General features: G+C 66.6%; 21 protein-coding genes and 6 tRNA genes. 20 read left to right on the forward strand and 7 right to left on the reverse strand.

All coding sequences use genetic code 11. The features are described 5' to 3' along the window. Positions 1 to 13: 13 nt before the first annotated feature. Together GUV69_RS06265 and GUV69_RS06270 are read right to left on the reverse strand one after the other, a co-directional pair. Positions 14 to 874: a cytochrome gene (locus tag GUV69_RS06265; protein ID WP_164200683.1), complete on the reverse strand. Its 861-nt coding sequence runs from the start codon at positions 872 to 874 to the stop codon at positions 14 to 16. Positions 875 to 967: 93 nt separating this feature from the next. Further along, positions 968 to 1039: transfer RNA gene (locus tag GUV69_RS06270), tRNA-Val, on the reverse strand. A gap of 228 nt (positions 1040 to 1267) precedes the next feature. On the opposite strand from GUV69_RS06270, the gene GUV69_RS06275 reads away from it, so the two are divergent. The 6 genes from GUV69_RS06275 to GUV69_RS06300 all read left to right on the forward strand — a co-directional run bounded on the left by GUV69_RS06275 (position 1268) and on the right by GUV69_RS06300 (position 2245). After that, positions 1268 to 1340, forward strand: a tRNA-Gly gene (locus GUV69_RS06275). 47 nt (positions 1341 to 1387) lie between these two features. Then, positions 1388 to 1458, forward strand: a tRNA-Cys gene (locus tag GUV69_RS06280). A gap of 40 nt (positions 1459 to 1498) precedes the next feature. Continuing rightward, positions 1499 to 1573, forward strand: a tRNA-Val gene (locus GUV69_RS06285). Positions 1574 to 1631: 58 nt separating this feature from the next. Next, a tRNA-Gly gene (locus tag GUV69_RS06290) sits at positions 1632 to 1704 on the forward strand. A 44-nt stretch (positions 1705 to 1748) separates the two neighbouring features. Then, positions 1749 to 1820: transfer RNA gene (locus GUV69_RS06295), tRNA-Val, on the forward strand. A 170-nt stretch (positions 1821 to 1990) separates the two neighbouring features. After that, positions 1991 to 2245, forward strand: coding sequence for an antitoxin (locus tag GUV69_RS06300; protein ID WP_164200685.1), 255 nt, complete (start codon positions 1991 to 1993; stop codon positions 2243 to 2245). A gap of 115 nt (positions 2246 to 2360) precedes the next feature. Here the strand turns inward: GUV69_RS06300 and zapE are convergent, their stop codons facing one another. Further along, entirely contained in the window at positions 2361 to 3398 is a 1038-nt protein-coding gene (gene zapE, locus GUV69_RS06305; RefSeq protein ID WP_164200687.1) for a cell division protein ZapE, read from the reverse strand. Between the two features lie 218 nt (positions 3399 to 3616). Between zapE and GUV69_RS06310 the strand changes: the two genes are divergently transcribed. Genes GUV69_RS06310 through ybaK form a run of 3 tightly spaced genes read left to right on the forward strand, consistent with a single transcriptional unit; the run spans position 3617 to position 5520 of the window. After that, complete coding sequence (locus tag GUV69_RS06310; RefSeq protein WP_164200689.1) at positions 3617 to 4528, forward strand: sulfurtransferase; 912 nt, start codon at positions 3617 to 3619, stop codon at positions 4526 to 4528. A 10-nt stretch (positions 4529 to 4538) separates the two neighbouring features. Then, a complete protein-coding gene (locus GUV69_RS06315) occupies positions 4539 to 5000 on the forward strand; it encodes a SufE family protein (RefSeq protein WP_164200691.1) in 462 nt (153 codons plus the stop codon). A gap of 22 nt (positions 5001 to 5022) precedes the next feature. Next, positions 5023 to 5520 carry a Cys-tRNA(Pro) deacylase gene (ybaK, locus tag GUV69_RS06320; RefSeq protein WP_164200693.1) on the forward strand — a complete coding sequence of 166 codons (498 nt, stop codon included), beginning with the start codon at positions 5023 to 5025 and terminating at the stop codon, positions 5518 to 5520. Positions 5521 to 5547: 27 nt separating this feature from the next. On the opposite strand, the gene GUV69_RS06325 is transcribed toward ybaK, so the two are convergent. Then, entirely contained in the window at positions 5548 to 6822 is a 1275-nt protein-coding gene (locus tag GUV69_RS06325; RefSeq protein WP_167525081.1) for an alpha/beta hydrolase family protein, read from the reverse strand. Between the two features lie 159 nt (positions 6823 to 6981). On the opposite strand from GUV69_RS06325, the gene GUV69_RS06330 reads away from it, so the two are divergent. The 9 genes from GUV69_RS06330 (at position 6982) to GUV69_RS06370 (ending at position 17055) form a co-directional block, all read left to right on the forward strand. Further along, positions 6982 to 7473, forward strand: a complete 492-nt coding sequence (locus GUV69_RS06330; protein ID WP_164200695.1) for a hypothetical protein — start codon at positions 6982 to 6984, stop codon at positions 7471 to 7473. 14 nt (positions 7474 to 7487) lie between these two features. Next, a complete protein-coding gene (gene msrB, locus GUV69_RS06335) occupies positions 7488 to 8003 on the forward strand; it encodes a peptide-methionine (R)-S-oxide reductase MsrB (protein ID WP_164200697.1) in 516 nt (171 codons plus the stop codon). Between the two features lie 152 nt (positions 8004 to 8155). Then, entirely contained in the window at positions 8156 to 9523 is a 1368-nt protein-coding gene (locus GUV69_RS06340; RefSeq protein WP_164200699.1) for a DUF6421 family protein, read from the forward strand. After that, positions 9520 to 10245 carry an SDR family NAD(P)-dependent oxidoreductase gene (locus GUV69_RS06345; protein ID WP_164200701.1) on the forward strand — a complete coding sequence of 242 codons (726 nt, stop codon included), beginning with the start codon at positions 9520 to 9522 and terminating at the stop codon, positions 10243 to 10245. The genes GUV69_RS06340 and GUV69_RS06345 overlap by 4 nt, the downstream gene beginning before the upstream one ends. Before the next feature lie 61 nt (positions 10246 to 10306). Continuing rightward, entirely contained in the window at positions 10307 to 11425 is a 1119-nt protein-coding gene (locus GUV69_RS06350) for a threonine aldolase family protein (protein WP_164206281.1), read from the forward strand. 57 nt (positions 11426 to 11482) lie between these two features. Then, positions 11483 to 12136: a DUF3000 domain-containing protein gene (locus GUV69_RS06355; RefSeq protein ID WP_164200703.1), complete on the forward strand. Its 654-nt coding sequence runs from the start codon at positions 11483 to 11485 to the stop codon at positions 12134 to 12136. Positions 12137 to 12180: 44 nt separating this feature from the next. Beyond that, positions 12181 to 13509: an HRDC domain-containing protein gene (locus GUV69_RS06360; protein ID WP_164200705.1), complete on the forward strand. Its 1329-nt coding sequence runs from the start codon at positions 12181 to 12183 to the stop codon at positions 13507 to 13509. A 121-nt stretch (positions 13510 to 13630) separates the two neighbouring features. Then, a complete protein-coding gene (locus GUV69_RS06365; RefSeq protein ID WP_164200707.1) occupies positions 13631 to 14893 on the forward strand; it encodes a thiolase family protein in 1263 nt (420 codons plus the stop codon). Next, positions 14890 to 17055 carry a 3-hydroxyacyl-CoA dehydrogenase NAD-binding domain-containing protein gene (locus tag GUV69_RS06370; RefSeq protein WP_164200709.1) on the forward strand — a complete coding sequence of 722 codons (2166 nt, stop codon included), beginning with the start codon at positions 14890 to 14892 and terminating at the stop codon, positions 17053 to 17055. The genes GUV69_RS06365 and GUV69_RS06370 overlap by 4 nt, the downstream gene beginning before the upstream one ends. Positions 17056 to 17131: 76 nt before the next feature. On the opposite strand, the gene GUV69_RS06375 is transcribed toward GUV69_RS06370, so the two are convergent. Genes GUV69_RS06375 through GUV69_RS06385 form a run of 3 tightly spaced genes read right to left on the reverse strand, consistent with a single transcriptional unit; the run spans position 17132 to position 20242 of the window. Continuing rightward, positions 17132 to 18679, reverse strand: a complete 1548-nt coding sequence (locus GUV69_RS06375) for an ABC transporter ATP-binding protein (RefSeq protein ID WP_164200711.1) — start codon at positions 18677 to 18679, stop codon at positions 17132 to 17134. Next, a complete protein-coding gene (locus GUV69_RS06380; RefSeq protein WP_164200713.1) occupies positions 18679 to 19425 on the reverse strand; it encodes an energy-coupling factor transporter transmembrane component T in 747 nt (248 codons plus the stop codon). The genes GUV69_RS06375 and GUV69_RS06380 overlap by 1 nt, the downstream gene beginning before the upstream one ends. Before the next feature lie 10 nt (positions 19426 to 19435). Next, entirely contained in the window at positions 19436 to 20242 is an 807-nt protein-coding gene (locus GUV69_RS06385; protein WP_164200715.1) for an ECF transporter S component, read from the reverse strand. Here GUV69_RS06385 and GUV69_RS22980 point away from each other — a divergent pair. After that, on the forward strand, positions 20241 to 20396 hold the full coding sequence (locus GUV69_RS22980) for a hypothetical protein (RefSeq protein WP_208786605.1): 156 nt from the start codon (positions 20241 to 20243) through the stop codon (positions 20394 to 20396). The genes GUV69_RS06385 and GUV69_RS22980 overlap by 2 nt on opposite strands. Positions 20397 to 20448: 52 nt before the next feature. Continuing rightward, positions 20449 to 21873 (forward strand): mycothione reductase, encoded by a 1425-nt coding sequence (locus GUV69_RS06390; RefSeq protein ID WP_164200717.1) that lies wholly within the window; start codon positions 20449 to 20451, stop codon positions 21871 to 21873. The last annotated feature ends 7 nt before the right edge of the window (positions 21874 to 21880 follow it).

A 21880-nucleotide genomic window follows, 5' to 3' on the forward strand; every position in this document is an offset into this window, starting at 1 on the left:
AAGGGCGGGACGGCTAGGCCGTGCGGACGCGTACTGATGGCGGCGGCGCCACCGGCAGGAGCGCCGAGCCGGCAGCCACCGTGTCTGCAGACAGCTCCCATACGCGCCGCAAGGCGCAGAACTTCCACCAATGGTGCTTAAGGACCTCAGGGTTGGCCCGGACCGGACGGACTTCTGTCTCGCCAATGGCCACGGCAAGGAGCAAGGGGTTCTCCCCGTACTTCCAGGGCTCCCATTCCCCTGCGACGGCGTCCACCAGGCTTTCCTCCGCCTTCATGCCGGCCACGAGCTGCATGACCACCTTGTCATCGAGCGGCTTGACCGTGCCGTCCCGGGTGGTTCCCTTGGTTTTGTAGTCGATCAGGCAGATCCGGCCGTTGATGCGGGCCACCAGGTCCAGCGTCCCGGCGTAGCCCACCGATTTGTTCCAGACAGTGATTTCCGGCGCGATGGGTTCGACGTCGTAGAGTTCCCACCACTCATCGAACCGCAGGGCAAAGGCTTCCTCACCGTTGGCGGCCAGGGCCTCGCGTGTTTCCTTCATGGCGTGCGGCCGGCCCAGGGCACGGAGTGCGACCTGCTCGCAGTAGTTATGGACCCGGTCACCGCGTCTGGCAGCGTCATCCCGGTATGTCTCCGCCGCCTTGGAGGCCCGGTTGACGGCCTGGCGGATTTTCGCCGGACTGCCCAGGCAGTCGGCCAGCAACGGATCCTTGGCCAGGCTGCTGGCACCCATGTAGCCGAACCAGCCGTCCAGCCCGTGCGGCTGCTGGCCTATCACCGTGGTGATGGACGGAACTGAGAACTGTTCGGACGTGGACCGCGCGTACATGCGGCCGTATTCCGTGGCGTGGGCAAGGAGTGGATCAGTCATACAAAGACTCTTTCACAAGGGGCTGACAAAAAGAGGGGCACAAAAAAGGTCCGTTCCCGCTCGGCTTGAGCGGAAACGGACCTGATTCCTCGGTGGGCGATACTGGGTTCGAACCAGTGACCTCTTCGGTGTGAACGAAGCGCGCTACCACTGCGCCAATCGCCCCGATGCCCTTGAATGCTAGCGGACCGGACGGGGTTTATGGAAATCGAGATGGCGTCATCCTCGAATTACATAGGTGTAATTCGCGAAAACCCCTAGATTGCAGGGATCCAGGGCCGTGGCTTTCGCTCCGGGAGGCTCGATTTGGAGAATCCCTGAACCTCCTATAGAGTTCTTACTCGTTGGAACGCGAGGAAATGCCCGAAACGGCACGGAATCAACAGTCAACATGCGGACGTAGCTCAGCTGGTAGAGCACCACCTTGCCAAGGTGGATGTCGCGAGTTCGAATCTCGTCGTCCGCTCGCAGGACACTGTCACGGCAAAGGCTCTTCGGAACCGGCGCTTACACGGTGGGTTGGCCGAGAGGCGAGGCAGCGGCCTGCAAAGCCGTATACACGGGTTCGAATCCCGTACCCACCTCGGTGAAAACCATGGTTTCCGGTTCATCCCGGATGGCAATGGGCGATTGGCGCAGCGGTAGCGCGCTTCCCTGACACGGAAGAGGTCACTGGTTCGATCCCAGTATCGCCCACCAAGCAAGGCAACTTGCTTCATGCAGTACTCAAGGCCAACGGCCTGGATGTGCTTCATACGCGGACGTAGCTCAGCTGGTAGAGCACCACCTTGCCAAGGTGGATGTCGCGAGTTCGAATCTCGTCGTCCGCTCTCTACCCCATTAATAAATCCGAAACAACCGGCTTTCCGGTTCCGGGCGATTGGCGCAGCGGTAGCGCGCTTCCCTGACACGGAAGAGGTCACTGGTTCGATCCCAGTATCGCCCACAGCAGCAGCTCCCCGGAGCTGCTTTTTTATTGCCCTCTTTCCGGCGGCAGCTGCGTGATCCGCTGCCAGCGAACGTCCCGGACCCCCGATTTCCTTGGCACACACATAAGAGAGGTCTAGGATCGATTGCGGAGGAGCGACCTGGCTCCGTGATTGAAGGGAGGTGCTCGTGGGACTGATTGACGATCTTAAGGGCAAGGCTCAGGGTCTCATCCATGGCAACGAGCAGGCCATCAAGGACGGCATCACCAAGGCCGGCGATTTCGTCGACACCAAGACCGGCGGCAAGTACGCGGGTCACGTCGACAAGATCCAGGATGGCGCTTCCAAGCTCATTGACAAAAACGGAACGCCTGGCGCGGCACCTGCCAGCGAGCAGGTACCGCCGGTGAACCCGGTTCCGCCGGTCGACAAGGCTCCGTAACAAGGATTTGGCCAGGGCTTTGCCCTAGCACGTCAAGGGGGTGCGGTTCCCGCCGGGAGGCGGCACCCGCACCTTTGGCGTTTAAGCGGCCATCACGCGCGTTGCGGATTAGTGCTTACGAGGGCTCGTGGTTCTGGCCCTCGCGTGCCAGTGCGGTGAGACGGGACACGGCACGGTAGTACTTCTTGGTGTAGCCGCCGTTCATCATCTCGTCGGTAAAGAGCTTGTCGAAGGGAACACCGCTGGCCAGGATGGGGACATCCTTGTCATAGAGGCGATCGGCCAGCACCACGAAGCGCAGGGCAACGGCCTGCTCCGTGATGGTTTCCACGTTGCGCCACACCACACCGTCGATGCCGTCGATGAGCTGGCGGTAGCGGCTCGGGTGCACTCCGGCGAGGTGTCCGATCAGGGAGCTGAATTCGTCCTGGGCCACCGTCTTGCCGTCGAACTCGGCCTTCATCTGTGCCGAGAGCTGGCTGTTCTTCAGCGGGGCCGGGGCGGCCGGCAGGCCGCGGTGCCGGAAGTCCTCGCCGTCGATCCGGATGACGTCGAACTGGTCCGCGAGGACCTGGATCTCGCGGGCGAAGTCGACGGCGGCAAAGCGGCCGTCGCCCAGCGAGCCCGGCAGGGTGTTGGACGTCGCAGCGAGCTTCACGCCGGCGTCGGCCAGTTCACGCATCAGCCGGGACATCAGCACGGTGTCGCCCGGATCATCGAGTTCGAATTCGTCGATGCACACCAGCTTGTAGTTGCTCAGCGCCTCGACTGTCTTACGGAAGGACAGGGCGCCCACCAGGTTGGTGTATTCCACGAACGTGCCGAAGGCCTTGGGCCCGGGGGCTGCGTGCCACAGGGACGCGAGCAGGTGGGTCTTGCCGACGCCGAAGCCGCCGTCGAGGTAAATTCCGGCCCGGGTTTCGACCTTCTTGGCGAAGAGCTTTTTGAACAGACCTGCGCCGTCACCTGCACCGACACCGCCGGCGAATCCTTCCAGCGCTTTGACGGCTGCCGCCTGGGAAGGCTGGTTCGGGTCAGGCCGGTAGCTGGCGAAGGAGACCTGGCCAAACCTCGGCGAAGGATAAAAGCCCTTCAGGAGCTCATCCACCGACACCGCCGGCGTACGGGCGGCAAGCTGTTCGATCTGTACCAAGGTGGTCCGTTCTGCTGGTGAGTTGTCCCCAGAAAGAATACCGGCAATGGCCCGGCCCTCCCGCGCCATGCCGCCGTCTATGACTTCGGCGTGACAAAGGCCATATGTCCCCCTGTTAACAGCAGGGCGGACATGGCGGCCGGCCATAGCTAGGGTGGAAGCAGGGTTCCACCTCCCGCAACAGCTCCGCCGTATGTCTGAAGTGAAAGGCCATCACCATGTCCTACCCCGTTGAACAGAACGAGAAGTTCGCCGCCTACGCCAGTCCAGAGCGCCTGGTGTCCACTGAATGGCTTGCGACTGCACTGGAGTCAGGCGCGGTTGCCGACGGCAAACTCGTCGTGGTCGAATCCGATGAAGATGTCCTTCTTTACGAGACCGGCCACATCCCCGGAGCCGTCAAGATTGACTGGCACACCGACCTCAACGATGAAGTGACCCGCGACTACGTCGACGGCGAAGCGTTCGCTGCACTGGCTGCTTCGAAGGGCATCTCCCGTGACACCACCGTGGTGATCTATGGGGACAAGTCGAACTGGTGGGCGGCCTACGCCCTCTGGGTCTTCACCCTCTTCGGCCACGAGGACGTCCGGCTGCTCGACGGCGGCCGGGACAAGTGGATCGCTGAAGGCCGTGAACTCACCACGGAGCGCCCCTCCCCCACACCGGGCGAATACCCGGTGGTGGAGCGCAACGACTCCCCCATCCGCGCGTTCAAAGAAGACGTCCTGGCGCACTTTGGCAATCCGCTCATCGACGTCCGCTCCACCGAGGAATACACCGGCCAGCGGACCCACATGCCGGCCTATCCCGAGGAAGGCACGCTCCGCGGCGGCCACATCCCCACGGCGGCATCCATCCCTTGGGCCCGCGCAGCGGCCGCTGACGGAACCTACCGCAGCCGCGACGAATTGGAGGCGCTCTACCTGGGCGAGGCCGGACTGGAAGCGGGCGACAATGTAGTGGCCTACTGCCGCATCGGCGAGCGGTCCAGCCACACCTGGTTCGCGCTCAAGTACCTGCTCGGCTTTGACACCGTCCGCAACTACGACGGCTCCTGGACCGAGTGGGGCAACGCCGTCCGCGCCCCCATTGTCAAGGGCGCAGAACGCGGCACGGTCCCGGCGTAAGCTGGAACAGATGACTACACATGACCTGCCCGCCGCACTGGCGGAAATCGTGGATGACTTCCAGGCCCTGGCGGAACCGGAGCGGCTTCAGTTGCTGCTTGAGTTTTCGCGTGAGCTCCCCGAGTTGCCGGACCGTCTGAAGGACCACCCGGAGCTCCTGGAGCAAGTGGTGGAGTGCCAGTCGCCGCTGTTCCTGACCATCGAAACGGAAAAGAACGACGCCGGCACGGACGCTGCCGTCCGGCTCTACTTCAAAGCGCCGCCCGAAGCCCCCACCACGCGCGGTTTCGCCGGAGTGCTGCATGAGGGGCTCGATGGACTCAGCGCGGCCGAAATCCTGGCTGTTCCGGACGATATGCCCGAACTGCTGGGCCTGACCCGGGCCATCACACCGCTGCGGATGCGGGGCATGACCGCCATGCTGGGCCGCATCAAGCGCAAGGTCGCCGCCACTTCACGGCTTGAGGCCTGAGTGCCTGACCGGAGCTGACCCAATGGGACGCAAAAGCTCGTCACAGGGAACGCCGGCAACAGCAGCATTGGCTGCCGCCGGCGTTCCTTTTGTGCTGCATCCGTACGTCCACGATCCGTCCGCGGCCAGCTACGGCACCGAAGCGGCCGAGGCGTTGGGGATCGCGCCGGAAAGGGTCTTCAAGACCCTAATGGTCGAGGTGGAAGGCCGGCTGGCAGTTGGAGTAGTGCCGGTCAGCGGCAACCTGGACCTCAAGGCCTTCGCCGCCGCCGTCGGGGCCAAGAAGGCTTCCATGGCCGACCCCTCAGCCGCAGAACGCCGGACGGGGTACGTGCTGGGCGGGATCTCGCCGCTGGGCCAGCGGCAGGCGTCGCCCACCGTACTTGACGGCAGCGCCCTCAGCCTCGGGACCATGCTGGTTTCCGGGGGTAAGCGCGGCCTTGACATCGAACTGGCTCCGGCCGACCTCATCCGGCTCACGTCCGCGATCACGGCCAACATCGGCACACGCACGCCATAGTCCTCCCTGGACTAGTCCTCCTTGGACTTAGGCATCCTCCGGACGCCGCTGGCCGGGGTTGGTTCGAGGGGCAAGCCGCGTCCGGAGCCAGGCCGTAATCAGGTTCTCCCAGTGCTCCGGATCAACGTTCCATTCCTTGGTGTGCCTCGCACCGCTGAAAGCTTCGAACGTGACCATATCCGGATTCCGTTCGGCCAGAAGGGCCGAGGGCTCAAACGGAACGTACTCGTCGTCCACGCTGTGGATGATCAGGGTGGGTGTCCGGACCTCGACGGCGCGTGCCACCCAGTCCATGGCCTTGAGGTCCACGGGGGCGGACAGGCCCGTCAGCCTGCGGCCCAGCGGGTGTCCCAGCATCAGCTGCCCGTAGCGGCCCACCAGCGACGGAATCCTGTTCAGCTGCGCATGGTGCGCCAGGACGTTGACCCAGTTGATGACGGGCGCGTCCAAAACCATGGCACGGATCAGCTGGCGGTGACGCGAGAGATCGGCCGTCTGCAGGCAAATGGCACCGCCCATGGACCAGCCAAAAAGCACGATCTCCTCGGCGCCGTTTTCCAGGGCATAGTCGATGGCGGCTTCCACATCATGCCATTCAGTGGATCCCAGGCCGTACCGGCCATCGTCGGCCGACGGGGCCAATCCGTCGTTCCGGTAGGACACCAGCAGGCTGGTCAGCCCCAGTTCCCGGGCCGGCCCAACAGCGCGCAGGGCCTCCTGGCGGGTAGCGCCGCGGCCGTGCACCATGATGGCCCAGGTTTTCGCGGCGCCTTCTGCCGGTACCAGCCATGCCGGAGCCTGGCCGCCGTTCACTGGGATCAGGACGTCCTCTGCGGCGATGCCGGCAGCGTCAGGATCCGGATAGAGCGCGCCGCTCCACCACCCGCGGCGGGCGGTGTCGAAGTCGCCGGCGTAGACGGCCTCCACCTCACGCAGGACTGTGCCGTCAGCGGGCGCGTAGGAAACGATCCGGCCGATCCGCGCGTGCCCTTTGCCGCCGTCGAAAAAGAAGCCATACACACCGTCAACGGTCGTCTCCGGCGTGGCTGCCAGTATGACCTGCATGGCATCGCCATCACGGAGGACGGCCAGCACTTCCTGGTCGGCAACGCGCTGCCGCACCGGCGTGATCACCCGCCGGGCGAAATACAGCGCCAGTGCGGAAGACCCCGTTGCAAGCAGGCCGGCCAGGGCCCCGCCGCCAATGGCGCCCCCCACAGCCCACTTGGCACGCAGCGACATGCGGCCGTCCGCCTGCGGAGGATTCGCCGTCAACGTTGGAGTGCGCGTGGAAGGTGCCATGGAACCATTCTTACCGCCGCGGCCGCATTGGCCCTATTCCACTGCCCGTGGCGGCCCATTCCCGGGCCGGCGGCGGATGAACCCGGGGCAATCGACACTTCACCGGTTGCCCCGCCCAAATGAGTGCGGGGTGCCCATGCGCACGACTAGGCTGATGCCATGAGCGATCCAATCGTCATTCTGACTGAAGAGCCCCTGGGCGCGGATGACCGCGTCAACATTCAACGGCTGGTGGACGGGCAGGACATCCCCCTGGTCCTCCTGGTCCCAGGGAACACCGAGCGGCATCTGCTGGTGGATTTCCTTGAGAACCTGTCCTTGCTGGATGTTGCCAAGGCGTTCCGTGAGCTGACCGCGCATGCCCCGGACCCCAGCGTTGAACGGGCCGAGGCAGCCGAGACGCTCGCCGTCTCGCTGGCAGCCCTTGAAGGCCTGGGCGGTGGAGTCACGGGTGAGATTGTGGAGGGCGGCGCCGTCAATGGGCTGGTGGCGAAGGTCAAGCAGCTGGGGGCTGCCCAGGCCGTTGTGATCACCCGGCCCCATGCGGTGGCGGACACGTTCCACACAGACTGGGCGAACAAAGCCCAGGCCCAGCTGGGCCTCCCAGTGCTGCATCTTTATGCCGGCTCGGGATTTATCGGCGACTCCTGAGCGTTGAGCACACCATGAGCATCTTTGGAAAGAGCGTTTTCGGGAACAAAGCCACCGACTCCATCCCTGCGTCGTCCCTGGACGCGGGCACCGACGTACCGGAACCCGCCGTCCGGAAATCGGATGACGAGTGGCGGCAGGAACTGACGCCGGAGGAGTACCGCGTGCTGCGGCAGGCCGGTACCGAGCGTCCCTTCACCGGGGAGTACGTGGACACCCACACGGAGGGTGTCTACCAGTGCCGCGCCTGCGGGTCTGAACTGTTCAGGAGCAACGAGAAGTTTGACTCCCACTGCGGCTGGCCGTCCTTTTGGGCACCGCTGGCGGACGGGACAGTCCGGTACATCCATGACCGGACGCTCGGCATGGAACGCGTGGAGGTTCGGTGCGCGAACTGCGACTCCCATCTCGGCCACGTGTTCAAGGGTGAGGGCTACGGTACGCCCACTGACCAGCGCTATTGCATCAACTCGGTATCCCTGAAGCTGGTTCCCCGCAGCGTTGACGACGGCGATTCCGCGGTGTCCTGATCCTGCCAGCCGGGTGCCAGGCTATCCCTGGTGCTGCTGACAAGTGCCCCGAGCATGAGAGTTTCTTATGCTCAGGCGGAATTTGAGTTAGGGACTCTGGTTGCTTGCTACGCTCGCCGTAGATGCCCACGCAACGAGAAAGGCACTCGCACATGACCGTCACCATGACCGGCGCCCCCATAACCATCACCGCCGGGCTTCCCGCCTGGCACCGGCTCAAGGCTGCCGCCGAATCGCTGCAGGCACTGCAGAGCCAGGACGGGTCAGTGCCTGACGCGGTCAACCACGCTGCCGCCGCCGTCGAGGTCGCCGCCATCACCGAGGCCATTGCCGAGCTGGCGCCGCTCTTCCCGCACGACGCCGCCTACCTTGACGCCGTCGTCGCCGATTTCGAGGCATGGGAAAACGGCGGCTTCGGCGTGCCGGACTTCCTGGCCTCGCTGCTGGCCTTCCAGCCGCAGCTGCAGCGTCACGACGGGCTGTCACACCTTGTCATTTTCCCGATGTACACCCAGAACGGCAGCAGCAGCAGGCTGGTGGAGGCCGTCCTGGTCGAGGTTATCTGGCCGGAGTTCGTGGCTGAACTGGAGGCCGGGGCCTACTCCAACAAGCTGTTTGTCCCCATCCGGTTCCTGGACTTCACCCGCGGCTACAACACGAACTCGGCCGTGCTTTTCCCGGAAACCGTGGCCGTACGGGAAACGCCATCCTTCACCTGGGGTGCGATTTTCGCAGACCGCGAGGCAGCCCGGTTCCGCCGGGTCCTGAAGGCGGCGGCGGACATCACCTCGCTGGACCTCCCGGCCGGCGCCGCAGAGCTCCTGGCAGACCAGGAACTGGCCGAGGCCACGTTCGTGATGTGGGACCTCATCCATGACCGGACACACATGCGCGGCGACCTGCCGTTCGACCCCTTCATGATCAAACAGCGGATGCCCTACTTCCTGTATTCACTGGAGGAACTTCGCTGCGACCTCACCGCGTTCCGGGAATCGGTCCGGATTGAAAAGGACGACGACGCCCGGCCGGAAGCCCGCAGGCACGCGAAGCTGGTGCAGTACGCCATCATCTACGACCGGATCTTCCGCTTTGCGATCACGGGCAGCCGCGTCCGCAATTACGACGGCCTCGGCGGGCAACTGCTGTTCGCCTGGCTGCACCAGCACCACGTCCTGCACTGGACGGACACCCGCCTCCGCATCGACTGGGACCAGGTGCCGGACGCCGTCATCGCCCTCGGGTCAGCGATTGATGACCTTTACTGGCGCTCAATTGACCGCCCGAAGACCGCCCATTGGCTTGCTGCCTACGAACTGATTTCCAACACCGTCACGCCCAGCCCCGCATCAGTGTGGGCCAAGGGCCCGGACGCGCTCCCCGTATCAGGGCCTCCGCGCGGCCTGACGGACCAGGTTCTGGACGACGAATTCCCGCTGTCCATGTTCTACGAGGCGTTGGAGAAGAAAATGCGCCCGGTCATCGAATCCACGGCGGGCATCACCGGAACCTCCGCCCTGTGAGCCAGGACAGTCCCTTGAACGTGCTGGTCACCGGCGGCAGCGGACCCTCCGGGGTCGCGGTGGCCCGCGCGTTGCAGGAGGCAGGATTCCGGGTGTTCACCGTGGGCTCTAACCAGGCACGGATCGCTGCCGCCGCAGCAAAAGCGGGCGACGGCGTCACTCCCCTCGTGTGCGACCTCGCAGACCTGGCCGATGTCACCGCCCTCCGGGAGGCCCTCGCGGCCGCTGCCGGACGGATGGACGCTGTGATCCACCTCGTGGGTGGCTGGCGCGGCGCGAAGGGCATCACGGACCAAAGCGACGCCGACTGGGAGTTCCTCCATCGCGGCGCCATCACCACGGTGCGGAATGCCTCGCGGGTCTTCTTCGATGATCTGGCAGCCTCCAGCACGGGCCGGTTTGCTATCGTCTCCTCCACCGCAGTCGAGAATCCGACAGCCGCGACAGCCAGTTATGTGGCTGCCAAGGCTGCCGCGGAGGCGTGGACCATGGCGGTGGCGGACGGACTGTCCCGCTCGGCCGCGGGCGAGGGCAGGGAGCTGGGCAGCGCCGCCGTCGTCCTGGTGGTGAAGGCGCTGGTGGACGCAGAACAGCGGCAGGCGCACCCTGAACGCTCCTTCCCGGGTGCCACCGACGTCGAGGAACTGGGGGCCGCCGTCGTCGGACTCTTCCGCAGTCCCGCACCCGAACTGAACGGCCGGCGCCTGCGGCTGGCCACCTGAAGCTGATTCCCGGCCCCGCCGCCGGATCTGACCTCCCTAGACTGAGAACGTGAGCAAAGCAATGACAACCACGGCAGATGCCGCCCCCCGGACCGCACCCGACACCGCCGCCCGGCTGCATGATCCCTCCGTCCGCGGCTTCGCGTCGGACAACTACTCCGGCGTCCACCCCGAAGTGCTGGCTGCCCTCGCGGCCGCCAACGAAGGACACCAGGTGTCCTACGGCGAGGACGACTACACCGCCCGCCTGCAGGAATTAATGGAAGTGCACTTCGGCGCCGGCATTGAATGCTTCCCGGTCTTTAACGGCACAGGCGCCAACGTCCTGTCCCTCCAGTCCCTGCTCCCCCGGTGGGGCGCAGTGGTGTGCGCCTCCACGGCGCACATCAACATGGACGAAAACGGCGCCCCCGAGCGGATCGGCGGGATCAAGCTGCTGCATGTCCCGACTCCCGACGGCAAACTGACCCCGGAGCTGATTGACCGCGAAGCCTGGGGCTTCGGCGACGAGCACCGCGCGCAACCCTTGGCTGTCTCCATCACCCAGACCACCGAGCTGGGTACGTGCTACACCCCGGACGAAGTCCGCGCCATTGCCGAGCACGCCCATTCCAAGGGTATGAAACTGCACATGGACGGGGCGCGGCTGGCCAATGCGGCCGCGCATTTGGGCGTGCCGCTGCGGGCTTTCACGCGCGACGCCGGCGTGGACATCCTTTCCTTCGGCGGCACCAAGAACGGGCTGCTTTACGGCGAAGTGGTGGTGGCCCTGAACCCTGAAGCCGCGCACGGCCTGGTGTTCCTCCGCAAGATGAACATGCAGCTTGCCTCAAAAATGAGGTTCCTCTCCGCCCAGTTCATTGCCCTGCTCGAGGGCGATCTGTGGCTCCGGTCGGCGGCGCACGCCAACGCCATGGCCGCCCGGCTCCGGGCTGCGGTGGAGACGATCGACGGCGTGGAGCCCACGCAGAAGACGGAGTCCAACGGCGTCTTCGCGGTCCTGCCGCCCGGGGTGGCGGACCGGTTGCGGGAGTCCTTCCGCTTTTATGACTGGGACGAGGCCGCCCGCGAGGTCCGCTGGATGTGCTCCTTCGACACGAGCGAAGAGGACATTGACGCCTTTGTGGCCGCCATCCGCCAGGAACTTGCGGCCCACAACGAAGGCAGGGCCGCGAGGTAGCATGACCGGTCGACGGCGAGCCTGCACTGCCTGCCCGCTCCTGGTGCGTAATCTGCGATGGTGAACTCACTCGCCCAGGTTCCCCCGGAATTTCTCCACGCCTTGGGAACCCTCAGGAAGGCCCGCTGCCGCAGTGAACTCCGGCTGGCGGAAATTCCAGCGCCCGCACGGCTGGCGCCGTTCGCCGTGGCACTCGGCGCCGAAGTCATGGCGCCGGGTCCGGGCAGCGGCACCACTCCCGTCCACGGCCCCGCAGCCATGGCGCTGGCCGCGGCGTCAGGCACGGAAGACGACGACGCCACCGAACTGGCCACAGGCCGCTTCATCCTGCTCCACGACCCCGACGGCTCCGCGGTGTGGGACGGCGAGTTCCGCATCGTCACGTACATACGGGCGCAACTCGAGCCCGAGATGGGCAACGACGAGATGCTCGGTACCGTGGCCTGGACCTGGCTGGTTGAAGCCCTCGAAAACCACAAGGCCCCCTACCGGGCAGCCGGCGGGACTGCCACCCGCGTCCTGTCCGAAAGCTTCGGCACGCTCTCCGACCGGCCCGGCTCGATAGACATCGAGCTGCGCGCCTCCTGGACCCCTGCGTCCTCCGACGTCACCGCCCACCTCGAGGCGTGGTCCGACATGGTGTGCACGTTTGCCGGCCTCCCCCCGCTACCAGACGGCGTCTCCGCCCTCCCGCGCCGCCGCCGGAACTAGGACTGGCCCGGTCCCGGACATAGAGTCGGTAAACTAAAGGCATCATGACCCCTCACATTCCGGATAACACCACAGCCGGCGCTCCGGCTGCTGAACCCACTTCCCACATCTCCGTGGAGGGCTTCGACAGCCAGGTCCCCGTTGTCATTGACCTTGATTCACCCCGCGACGGTGTGCCCCTGGTCATCGAAACGCAGGCCGGGCTGGAGCGGTGCGCGGCAGCCATCGCAGCCGGTACCGGGCCTGCAGGGGTTGACGCCGAGCGGGCCTCAGGGTTCCGGTACGGCCAGCGCGCCTTCCTCGTCCAGATCCGCCGCGAAGGCTCCGGCACGTGGCTGATAGATCCTGAACCGTTCGAAAACCTGGCCATCATCAACGATGCGCTCAAGGGTGTGGAATGGATTCTGCATGCAGCCAGCCAGGACCTCCCTTGCCTGCTTGAGCTCGGCATGTGGCCGGACAGACTCTTCGACACCGAGCTGGCTGCGCGCCTTGCCGGCCTGCCGCGCGTCGGGCTGGCCGCCGTCATCGAACAGCTGCTGGGATTCGGCCTCGCCAAGGAACATTCAGCCGCTGACTGGTCCACCCGGCCCCTCCCTGAGCCGTGGCTGCGCTACGCCGCCCTGGACGTGGAAGTGCTCACCGAACTGCGCGAAGAACTTATTGAACTGCTCCAGGCGGACGGCAAACTGGAATACGCCGAACAGGAATTCGCCGCCATCCTGGCGGCAGGAGTCGCTCCGCCCAGGGTTGATCCGTGGCGCAAGACGTCCGGGCTCCACCAGATCCGCGACCGGCGCCAACTGGCGGCAGTCCGCGAAATGTGGCTCGAGCGCGATTCGCTGGCACAGAAGCGCGATGTTGCCCCGGGCCGGCTGATTCCCGATTCCGCCCTGGTCTCCGCCGCCAAGGCCATGCCCACCACCGTGCCGCAGCTCCTGGGCACAAAGGGTTTCCACGGCAGGGCCGCACAGCGCGAGGCGCCCCGCTGGCTTCGCTGCATTGCCGCCGCCAGGGACCTCGAGGAACTTCCGCCCCTGCACCTTCCCACCAACGCCCCTCCCCCGGCGCGGGTATGGGCGGACCGCGATCCCGAGGCCGCCGAGCGCCTGGCCACGGCCAGGCCGCTCCTCCAGGAGAAGGCCGACGAGCTGAACCTGCCCATGGAAAATCTGTTGACTCCGGACTATTTGCGGCGCGTTGCCTGGCGTCCGCCCGCTGTCATTACTGATGAGAATGTTGCCACGGAACTGCGCGCCCTCGGTGCCCGCGAGTGGCAGGTCAGCCTGGCTGCCCCCATCATCACGGAGGCGTTCCTCAATCCACAGCCGTTGCCGCCCAAAGAATCCAAGGCGGCCGCAACCGCCGAATAACACCCCTCATCGGGCCCTTGCACACTATGTTACTGACGAGTAACATAGTGTGCACTGCCGTCCGGACGAGTGCCGCCCCTTTGCCCTCCGGCCGGCGCCAACGTCTCGATGAGGAGTAACCGTGAGCCAAACCCGCCACAGCGGAGAACCCAGCAGCAGATCCCCGCGTGCTGTCCGTGACGTCGTTTTTGTTGACGGCGTCCGCACACCCTTCGGCCGGGCCGGCGAAAAAGGGATCTACGCCGGAACCCGCGCTGATGACCTGATGGTGAAATGCATCCGCGAGCTGCTGCGCCGCAACCCCGCCCTCCCGGCTGCCCGGATCGACGAAGTGGCCGTAGCAGCCACCACCCAGACCGGCGACCAGGGCCTGACCCTTGGCCGCACGGCAGCCCTGCTCGCAGGGCTGCCCCGCACGGTGCCCGGCTTCGCCATCGACCGGATGTGTGCCGGAGCGATGACCGCTGTCACCACGACGGCCAGCGGCATCGGCTTCGGCGCGTACGACGTCGTGATTGCCGGCGGCGTCGAGCACATGGGCAACCACCCGATGGGCTCCGGCGCTGATCCGAACCCGCGCTTTATGTCTGAGCGACTGGTTGACCCGGCCGCGCTGAACATGGGCAACACGGCCGAAAACCTGCATGACCGCTTCCCCGCCATCACCAAGGAACGAACCGACGCCTACGCTGTCGCCTCCCAGGACAAGCTGGCCGCCGCCTACGCCAACGGCCAGATCCAGCCTGACCTTGTGCCCGTGGCCACGCTGAAGCCGGGCGAGGGCTGGACCCTGAACACCGTGGACGAACCGCCCCGGTCGGGCACCACCCTGGCAGACCTCGCCGCACTGCGCACTCCCTTCCGCGCGCACGGCCGGGTCACTGCCGGCAATGCCGCCGGCCTGAATGACGGCGCCACCGCCGCCGTTCTGGCATCCTCCGACGCCGCCGCGGAACTGGGCCTGCCCGTCAGGATGCGCCTGGTCAGCTACGCGTATGCAGGAGTCGAGCCGGAGGTCATGGGCATCGGGCCCGTGCCCGCCACAGAGAAGGCCCTGAAGAATGCCGGACTCACCATCGGGGACATCGGGCTTTTCGAAATCAATGAGGCCTTTGCCGTGCAGGTCCTGAGCTTCCTGGACCACTTTGGAATTTCCGACGACGACCCCCGGGTGAACCGCTACGGCGGCGCCATCGCGGTGGGCCACCCCCTCGCGTCCTCCGGCGTCCGGCTGATGAACCAGCTCGCGCGGCAGTTCGAGGAAGACCCGTCCGTCCGCTACGGCATCACCACCATGTGCATTGGCCTGGGCATGGGTGCCACCGTGATCTGGGAAAACCCGCACCACCGGAACTACGCAACCATCGAAGGAGCAGCCGCATGAGCGCCGCAGACTTTACCAAACTGGCCGAACTCTTTCCCGATGAAACCGTGACGCATTCCTACGTCCAGGACATCGAGCTCCCGGCGGCTCCCGGCCGGCGCAGCCCCGGGGTGTTCGCGCTGATCACCCTGGACAACGGCCTGGACCACTCCAAGCCCACCACACTGGGGCCCAACACCCTGGTTGAGCTGGGCACTGTCCTGGAGGGCCTGAAGGAGCGCGCCGGCCGCGGTGAAATCGTCGGCGTCGGCGTAACCGGCAAGCCCTACTTCCTGGTGGCCGGCGCGGACCTGTCCGCGGTGAAGTCGCTGGAGAACCGCGAACACGGCCTGTGGATGGCGCAGCTGGGCCACGATGTGTACGCCACGCTGGCCAACCTCGGGGTCCCCAGCTTCGCCTTCATCAACGGCGTTGCCCTGGGCGGCGGCCTCGAAATCGCCCTGCAGTCCACCTACCGCACCGTCTCCACGGGAGCCGGTGCACTGGCGCTGCCCGAAGCCCTCCTGGGCCTTGTCCCCGGCTGGGGTGGCGTGTATGTCCTGCCGCGCCTGATCGGCCCTGAGAACGCCGTCAGGGTGATGATCGAGAATCCCCTGAGCAACAACCGGACCCTGACCGGCCCGCAGGCCTTCGAACTGGGCATCGCAGACGCCCTGTTCGAACCGGCCGACTTCCTGGAGCAGTCCCTCCTCTGGGCGGCAAAGGTGATCGCCGGGGAGGTGGTTCCCGGGCGGACCAACGCTGTCGATCCCGCAGACCCCGCCGTCGCGGCCCGTTGGTCAGCGGCCATCAAAGCCGGCCGGGCCTTTGTGGAGGCCAAGACGTCCAACGCTTCCCCCGCGCCGGCCAAAGTCCTGGACATCCTGGCGGCCAACCGCACCATGAACCAGGCTGATTCCGCCGCGCTCGAGTGCGAGACCCTGGCCGGCCTGATGCAGAGTGATGAATTCCGCTCCACTGTCTACGCCTTCCTGGACCTGGTCCAGAAGCGGTCCAAGCGGCCGGCGGGCGCGCCGGATCGGAAGCTCGCCCGTCCGGTCACCAAGGTCGGCGTGGTAGGGGCCGGGCTGATGGCAAGCCAGCTCGCCCTGCTGTTCGCCCGCCAGCTCAAGGTCCCCGTCGTGATGACGGACATCGACCAGGCCCGCGTGGACAAAGGCGTGGGCTACGTCCATGCAGAGGTGGACAAGCTGCTGGGCAAAAAGCGGATCAGCCCGGATGCAGCCAACCGCACCAAAGCCCTGGTCACCGGATCCGTCTCCAAAGAGGCCTTCGCCGACGCCGACTTTGTCATTGAGGCCGTCTTCGAAGAGCTGAACGTCAAGAAGCAGGTCTTCGCCGAGGTGGAAGCCATCGTCACGCCGGACTGCATCCTCGCCACCAACACCTCCTCCCTCTCCGTCACCGCCATGGCCGAGGATCTTCGGCACCCGGAGCGGCTGGTGGGCTTCCACTTCTTCAACCCGGTGGCGGTCATGCCGCTCCTCGAAATCGTGCGCGCACCCAAGACGGACGACGCCGTACTGGCCACCGCCTTTGAGCTGGCCAAGGGGCTGAAAAAGACGGCGGTCCTGGTCAAGGATGCGCCGGCGTTTGTGGTCAACAGGATCCTGCTGCGGCTCATGGGCGAAGTGATTGCGGCATTTGATGAAGGCACTCCGGCGGACATTGCCGATAACGCCCTGCGCCCCATGGGCCTGCCCATGACGCCGTTCACCCTCGGCGCCATGGTGGGCCTGCCGGTGGCCCAGCACGTCCAGGAGTCCCTGCACGCCGCGTTCGGCGACCGCTTCGAGGTGTCCGCCAACCTGCAGAAGCTGATCGACAACGGCGTGAAGTCGCTCTGGGCGCCCGCCGCTGACGGCAGTCAGGAAATCCCCGCGTCCACGCTCGCACTGATGTTTTTCGGCACGTCCCCCTCCACCGGCGACGATGTGCTGCACCGGGTGCAGGATGCCCTGGCCGAGGAGATCGGCCTGATGCTGGACGAGGGCGTTGTGGCAGGCCCCGAGGACATCGACCTGTGCATGATCCTCGGCGCGGGCTGGCCTATGTTCCTGGGTGGCATCACGCCGTACCTGGACCGAGTTGGCGCGTCGGAGCGCGTGAACGGCAAGCGGTTCCATGCACCGGGGGTAGCCTCCGGCGCCGCTGCGGCTTAGGAGCCCGGCGTCCGGGCTTAGGCGCCGATGCGCACGAAGTAGTTGGAGGGGGCCGGTTGGCCGGGCAGGCGGCCCGTCAGCCGGCCCTCAGCTTTCCGCCGGCCAGGACCACCGTACGGTGCGCCAGTGACCGGGCGTACGCCACGTCATGCGTCACGAGGACGACGGCGGTGCCCTCCTGTGCGGCGCCGCGCACCGCGGTGTCCAGCCTCGCCAGGCCGTGGCGGTCGAGGGCTATTGTCGGTTCATCCAGGGCAAGCACGTGAGGCCGCCTGGCCAGGACCGTGGCCAGCGCGAGGAGCCGTTGCCGGGAGGCCGGCAGTTCTGCGGGATGAATGCCACCTGTTTCCGCCAGGCCGACGGCTGCCAAGGCGCGCTGCACCGAGGCTGAGGCTGCCGGGCCCGCCGCGAGCCCAAAACCGACTTCCCGCTCCGCGGTCCGCTCAAACAGCTGGTCCCGGGGGTCCTGGAAGAGCAGGCCGACATCTGCCGCAACCATACCCGGGAGCAGCCCGGCGATATCCTGCCCGTTGATCCGGACACTGCCGGCCACTGGCTGGAGCAGACCGTTAAGGTGCCGCAGCAGGGTGGACTTTCCGGCGCCGTTCGGGCCCGTGACGGCGACGATCTCACCCGGATGGACTGACAGGCTGACGCCGTCCAGGACGGCGGGCTTCACCGTACCTGCAGCAGCGGCCCTACGGAACCGGCTCCGCGCCGGCGGCCTGCCGTAGGCGAAACCGACATCGCGGAGTTCCAGCGCGGGGACTCCCGCCGGCACAAACCCCTTACCGGCCGGACGGGCCGGCACTGACGGGAGCTGCGGTTCGCCGTCCCGGTGGGTTCCGGTCTCAACGACGCCGGCGGCCCTGAGCGCGGGCGAAGTGGCCAGTTGTTGCGGCTCCCCCACGCCGACGGAGGAGCCGTTGTCCAGCACGATCCAGTGGTCCGCGGCGGCGACCAGGGCATCCACCGCCTGGCTCAAAACCACGACGGCGGTGCCACCCGCCATGAGGTCCCGCACCAACACCGCCAGGGCCGCCGCACCTTCGCTATCCAATGAGGCGAAAGGTTCGTCGAGAACCAGCACGGCGGGGCCGGTGATGACGGCACAGCCGATGGCCAGGCGGCGAAGCTCGCCCCCTGAGAGCCTGGCCGGATCACGGTCCAGGAGCTGGTCCAGCCCGGTCAGGGATGCCACCCGGCGGACGGCTGCGTGCATCTCCGGCCGGGCCGTCCCCAGGTTCTCCAGGCCAAACGCCAGCTCTTCGGCCACCGTGGCACGGACGGTGGACAGCGCCGCGCCCGCATCCTGCGGGACAAGTCCCACCTGGCGGCACCAGGCGGAAGGGTCGATCCGGGGGTCTTCCGGTACTCCCTGGAACTCCAGCCGGGTCCCGGCCAGGCCCAGTGATCCCTCGAAAACGCCACTGCTGCCAGGGCGCAGCCAGCCGGCCAGGAGCCGCCCCAGGGTGGTTTTGCCGCTTCCCGAACCGCCCAGGACTGCTGTCAGGGTTCCGGGCGCCAGGGACAGGCCGATCCCGCTCAAGGCCGGGGCCGGATCACCGTGATAGGTGAAATGTCCAATGCGGGCGGACAGGACGGGAGCCGGCGCGCCGGGCATTACCTGGCCCCCGCCGTCGGGAACCACAGCCGGGCGGCAATGGCGGCAACGGCGGCCAGGAGCAGCACTGACCGCAGGACACGCTGCAGGGGCGGATCCGGAACCTCGCGGAAGCTGGTCCGGGGGCCACGGTTGCTGAATCCCCGGGCCTCCAGCGCCTGGGCGCGCGTCCCCGCATCATCCACAAGGGACAGGACCAGCGGGACGGCCTGCAGGCGGAAAGCGAGCACCCGGCTAAACCATCCCCGGCGGATCACCAGGCCACGGGATTCCTGCGCCCGCCTGATCCGCTGCACCCGCGCGCTGATGGCGGGCAACAAGGTGAGGGTTGACGCGAGGACGTAGCCGAACCGCCCCTTGGCTCCCCGCGAGGACAAAGCCGTCACCAGGTCGGGAACGCTGACGCTGAAGGAGAAGAGCAGCAGGGCCAGCACGGCGGCCGAAAGCTGCGCGGCACGTTCGGCGGCGAACCGGAGGCCCTCGGATGTCACCCGTGCCGGCCCCCACGCTGCCAGCACGGTGGTGCCCTCCGGGAAAAACAGGCCGTGCAGCACCAGCAGGGACAGCCCCAGGGGAACCAGGACGGCGGCGGCGGCCGGCAGCAGCCGCCTGGCAGTTCCGGCCACAAACGAGAACCCCACGGCGGCGGCACAGACGGCGACAGACAGCGGCAGGCTGCCGGCCGCCGTCGTGATCACCGCGGTGCTGCCGGCGGCGGCCAGGGACGTCAGGGGGTGGAGGCGCATCAGTGGCGGGTCAGGAGTCCTTGCCGGCCAGCACGCGGTGCCGGCGGACAAACGCGAACTGCAGCCTGGTGCGGCGCGGCAACGCGTACACAAGAAGGGCCACAAGGGTGAAAACAATGGCCTTGTCCATCGGGTCCGAGATCAGGGCCTGCTTGGTGATGGCGGCCAGCAGGGTGTCCCCCATGGAACGGAAGGCGCTCACGATGGCGCCGGTGGCCAGGCCGGAAGTGCCGCCGAAGACGAAGGCTGCCACGGGTGCGGAGACCACGCCGCCGATGATGCCTGTCAGGAAGCCGGCCACGGGAATCAGGTAGAACCGACGGAACAGGCCGTGGCGTGCGGCGAGGCCCGCCAGGAAGCCGATCAGGGCCGCGCCGGCGGCGAAGGGCAGGACGGTGGGATTGAAGAAGGACCAGACGATGCTGCTGAGGGCACCGGTGGCCGCCCCCGCCGCCGGTCCGGCGAGGACCGCGATCAGGACCGTGCCGATGGCGTCGAGGTAGAAGGGCACCAGGGTGCTGCCGACGAACTGGCCCAGGACGATGTTCAGCACCAGGGCAACCGGAATCAGCACCAGCGTGGAGACCGGCAGTGTCGGGAGCACGGCCACAATCAGCAGGACAGCGCCCGCCAGGAACCCGGAGAGGGCGATCAACGCCGCGGCACTGCCCGGCCCGCCGGTGATGTCAGCGGGCTGGTTGAGGACCAGGTAGATATACGTTCCTGCGATGGCCAGGGCTCCAAGGACTTCCAGCAGGCGACGGTTCCGGGCGTTGGCCGGCGTTTGGGGCGGCAGCGTGAGGGAGGGCGATGACATGGCGTTCCTTCTAGGGATGCAGGCTCTGCCGCCCGGAAAGCCCGGGCGGGTGCGGAACACCGCCTATGTCACCTCGGCGGCAGCCGGGGGCGTCTGCGCCGGCCCGGTCCGCGGATCAGTCTACCGGGACGAAGCAGGCCGGAATGAAGAGTAGACTCCCTGACACCCGCCGGCGCACCCTCCCTGACCTTCCGAAAGGCCCACCGATGCCCCATTACGATCTCGCCATCCTCGGTTCAGGATCCGGAAACTCGCTGATCACTCCGTTTTGGGACGGCAAGCGGGTGGCCCTCATCGACGGCGGCGTATTCGGCGGCACCTGCGTGAACGTCGGCTGCATCCCCACAAAAATGTTCGCCTACCCCGCGGGCCTGGCCGCTGTCCCCGCCGAAGCGTCGCGCCTGGGCGTGGAGCTGACCCGGGACACAGTGCGTTGGAATGCAATCCGCGACCGGATCTTCGGCCGTATCGACGCCATCTCCGAGAGCGGCCGGCGCTACCGGGCCGAGGAGCTGGACAACGTGGACCTTTACGAGGAATTCGTCCGCTTCACCGGGCCCCGAACGATGACAACCGAATCCGGAACCGACATCACCGCAGACCAGGTGGTGGTGGCCGCCGGGTCCCGCGCGGTGAAACCTGATGTCCCCGGCATGGATCTCCCCCAGGTCCATACCTCGGACACCGTGATGCGCATCGACGGCCCGCCCAGCCAGGTGGTGGTGGTTGGCGGCGGTTACATCGCCGCGGAATTCGCCGCCATCTTCCACGGCTTCGGCTCCGAAGTGGTCCAGGTCAACCGGTCAGGGCGCCTCCTTCGTGGCAACGACGAGGACATCGCGCGGCACTTCGCCGAGGCAGCCGCCCGCCGCTGGAAGCTTGAGCTTGGTTTTTCCCTGCAGGCCGTGGAGGACACCGGGGACGGCAGGGTCACCGCGGTGTTCGACGACGGCGACGGCAAGCAGCTGTGCCTCGAAACGGACATTGTGCTGCTGGCCACCGGTCGCGTGCCCAACACCGACCGGCTGGGTGCCGACGCCGCAGGGTTCGACCTGGAGGCTGACAAGACGCTCTCAGTCGACGCACGGCTGAGGATTCTATCCAACGGCGAGCCGCTGGAAGGCGTCTACGCACTGGGCGATATTGCCAACCGCTATCAGCTCAAACATGTCGCCAACCGGGAAGCGCGGGTGGTGGCCCACAACCTCGAAAACCCGGACCGGCCGCGGAGCATCGATTACACGGGCGTTCCGTTTGCGGTGTTCAGCAATCCGCAGGTGGCCGCCGTCGGACTGACGGAAGACGAAGCCCGGAAGGATGCCGCGGACGCCACGGACATCGTGGTTGCGGTCCAGGAATACGGGAGCACGGCGTACGGCTGGGCCATGGAGGACTCTGAGGGAATCGTCAAACTGATCGCGGAAAAATCCACAGGCCGGCTGCTGGGGGCCCATATTGTGGGCCACGAGGCGTCCGTCCTCATCCAGCCGCTGGTCCAGGCGATCGCCCTGTCCACCCCTGTGGCCACGCTCGCGCGGGGACCCTACTGGATTCACCCGGCATTGACTGAGGTGGTGGAAAACGCCCTGCTCGCCCTGGACGTGGACGTGCCTGAGAGCGCGCCGCTGTAGGCGCCCC

The organism is [Micrococcus luteus] ATCC 49442, assembly GCF_010367585.1.
In the GTDB taxonomy this organism is placed as follows: Bacteria; Actinomycetota; Actinomycetes; order Actinomycetales; family Micrococcaceae; genus Arthrobacter; species Arthrobacter luteus_A.

Excerpts from the sequence above, each read along its gene's own strand:
- msrB (WP_164200697.1), top strand. The coding sequence starts at position 7,488 with ATGAGCATCTTTGGAAAGAGCGTTTTCGGGAACAAAGCCACCGACTCC.
- GUV69_RS06350 (WP_164206281.1), top strand. The coding sequence starts at position 10,307 with ATGACAACCACGGCAGATGCCGCCCCCCGGACCGCACCCGACACCGCC.
- GUV69_RS06370 (WP_164200709.1), top strand. The coding sequence starts at position 14,890 with ATGAGCGCCGCAGACTTTACCAAACTGGCCGAACTCTTTCCCGATGAA.
- GUV69_RS06330 (WP_164200695.1), top strand. The coding sequence starts at position 6,982 with ATGAGCGATCCAATCGTCATTCTGACTGAAGAGCCCCTGGGCGCGGAT.
- GUV69_RS22980 (WP_208786605.1), top strand. The coding sequence starts at position 20,241 with ATGGCGTTCCTTCTAGGGATGCAGGCTCTGCCGCCCGGAAAGCCCGGG.
- GUV69_RS06380 (WP_164200713.1), bottom strand. The coding sequence starts at position 19,425 with ATGCGCCTCCACCCCCTGACGTCCCTGGCCGCCGCCGGCAGCACCGCG.
- GUV69_RS06315 (WP_164200691.1), top strand. The coding sequence starts at position 4,539 with ATGACTACACATGACCTGCCCGCCGCACTGGCGGAAATCGTGGATGAC.
- GUV69_RS06355 (WP_164200703.1), top strand. The coding sequence starts at position 11,483 with ATGGTGAACTCACTCGCCCAGGTTCCCCCGGAATTTCTCCACGCCTTG.
- GUV69_RS06390 (WP_164200717.1), top strand. The coding sequence starts at position 20,449 with ATGCCCCATTACGATCTCGCCATCCTCGGTTCAGGATCCGGAAACTCG.
- GUV69_RS06340 (WP_164200699.1), top strand. The coding sequence starts at position 8,156 with ATGACCGTCACCATGACCGGCGCCCCCATAACCATCACCGCCGGGCTT.
- GUV69_RS06375 (WP_164200711.1), bottom strand. The coding sequence starts at position 18,679 with ATGCCCGGCGCGCCGGCTCCCGTCCTGTCCGCCCGCATTGGACATTTC.
- GUV69_RS06310 (WP_164200689.1), top strand. The coding sequence starts at position 3,617 with ATGTCCTACCCCGTTGAACAGAACGAGAAGTTCGCCGCCTACGCCAGT.
- GUV69_RS06360 (WP_164200705.1), top strand. The coding sequence starts at position 12,181 with ATGACCCCTCACATTCCGGATAACACCACAGCCGGCGCTCCGGCTGCT.
- ybaK (WP_164200693.1), top strand. The coding sequence starts at position 5,023 with ATGGGACGCAAAAGCTCGTCACAGGGAACGCCGGCAACAGCAGCATTG.
- GUV69_RS06385 (WP_164200715.1), bottom strand. The coding sequence starts at position 20,242 with ATGTCATCGCCCTCCCTCACGCTGCCGCCCCAAACGCCGGCCAACGCC.
- GUV69_RS06325 (WP_167525081.1), bottom strand. The coding sequence starts at position 6,822 with ATGGCACCTTCCACGCGCACTCCAACGTTGACGGCGAATCCTCCGCAG.
- GUV69_RS06265 (WP_164200683.1), bottom strand. The coding sequence starts at position 874 with ATGACTGATCCACTCCTTGCCCACGCCACGGAATACGGCCGCATGTAC.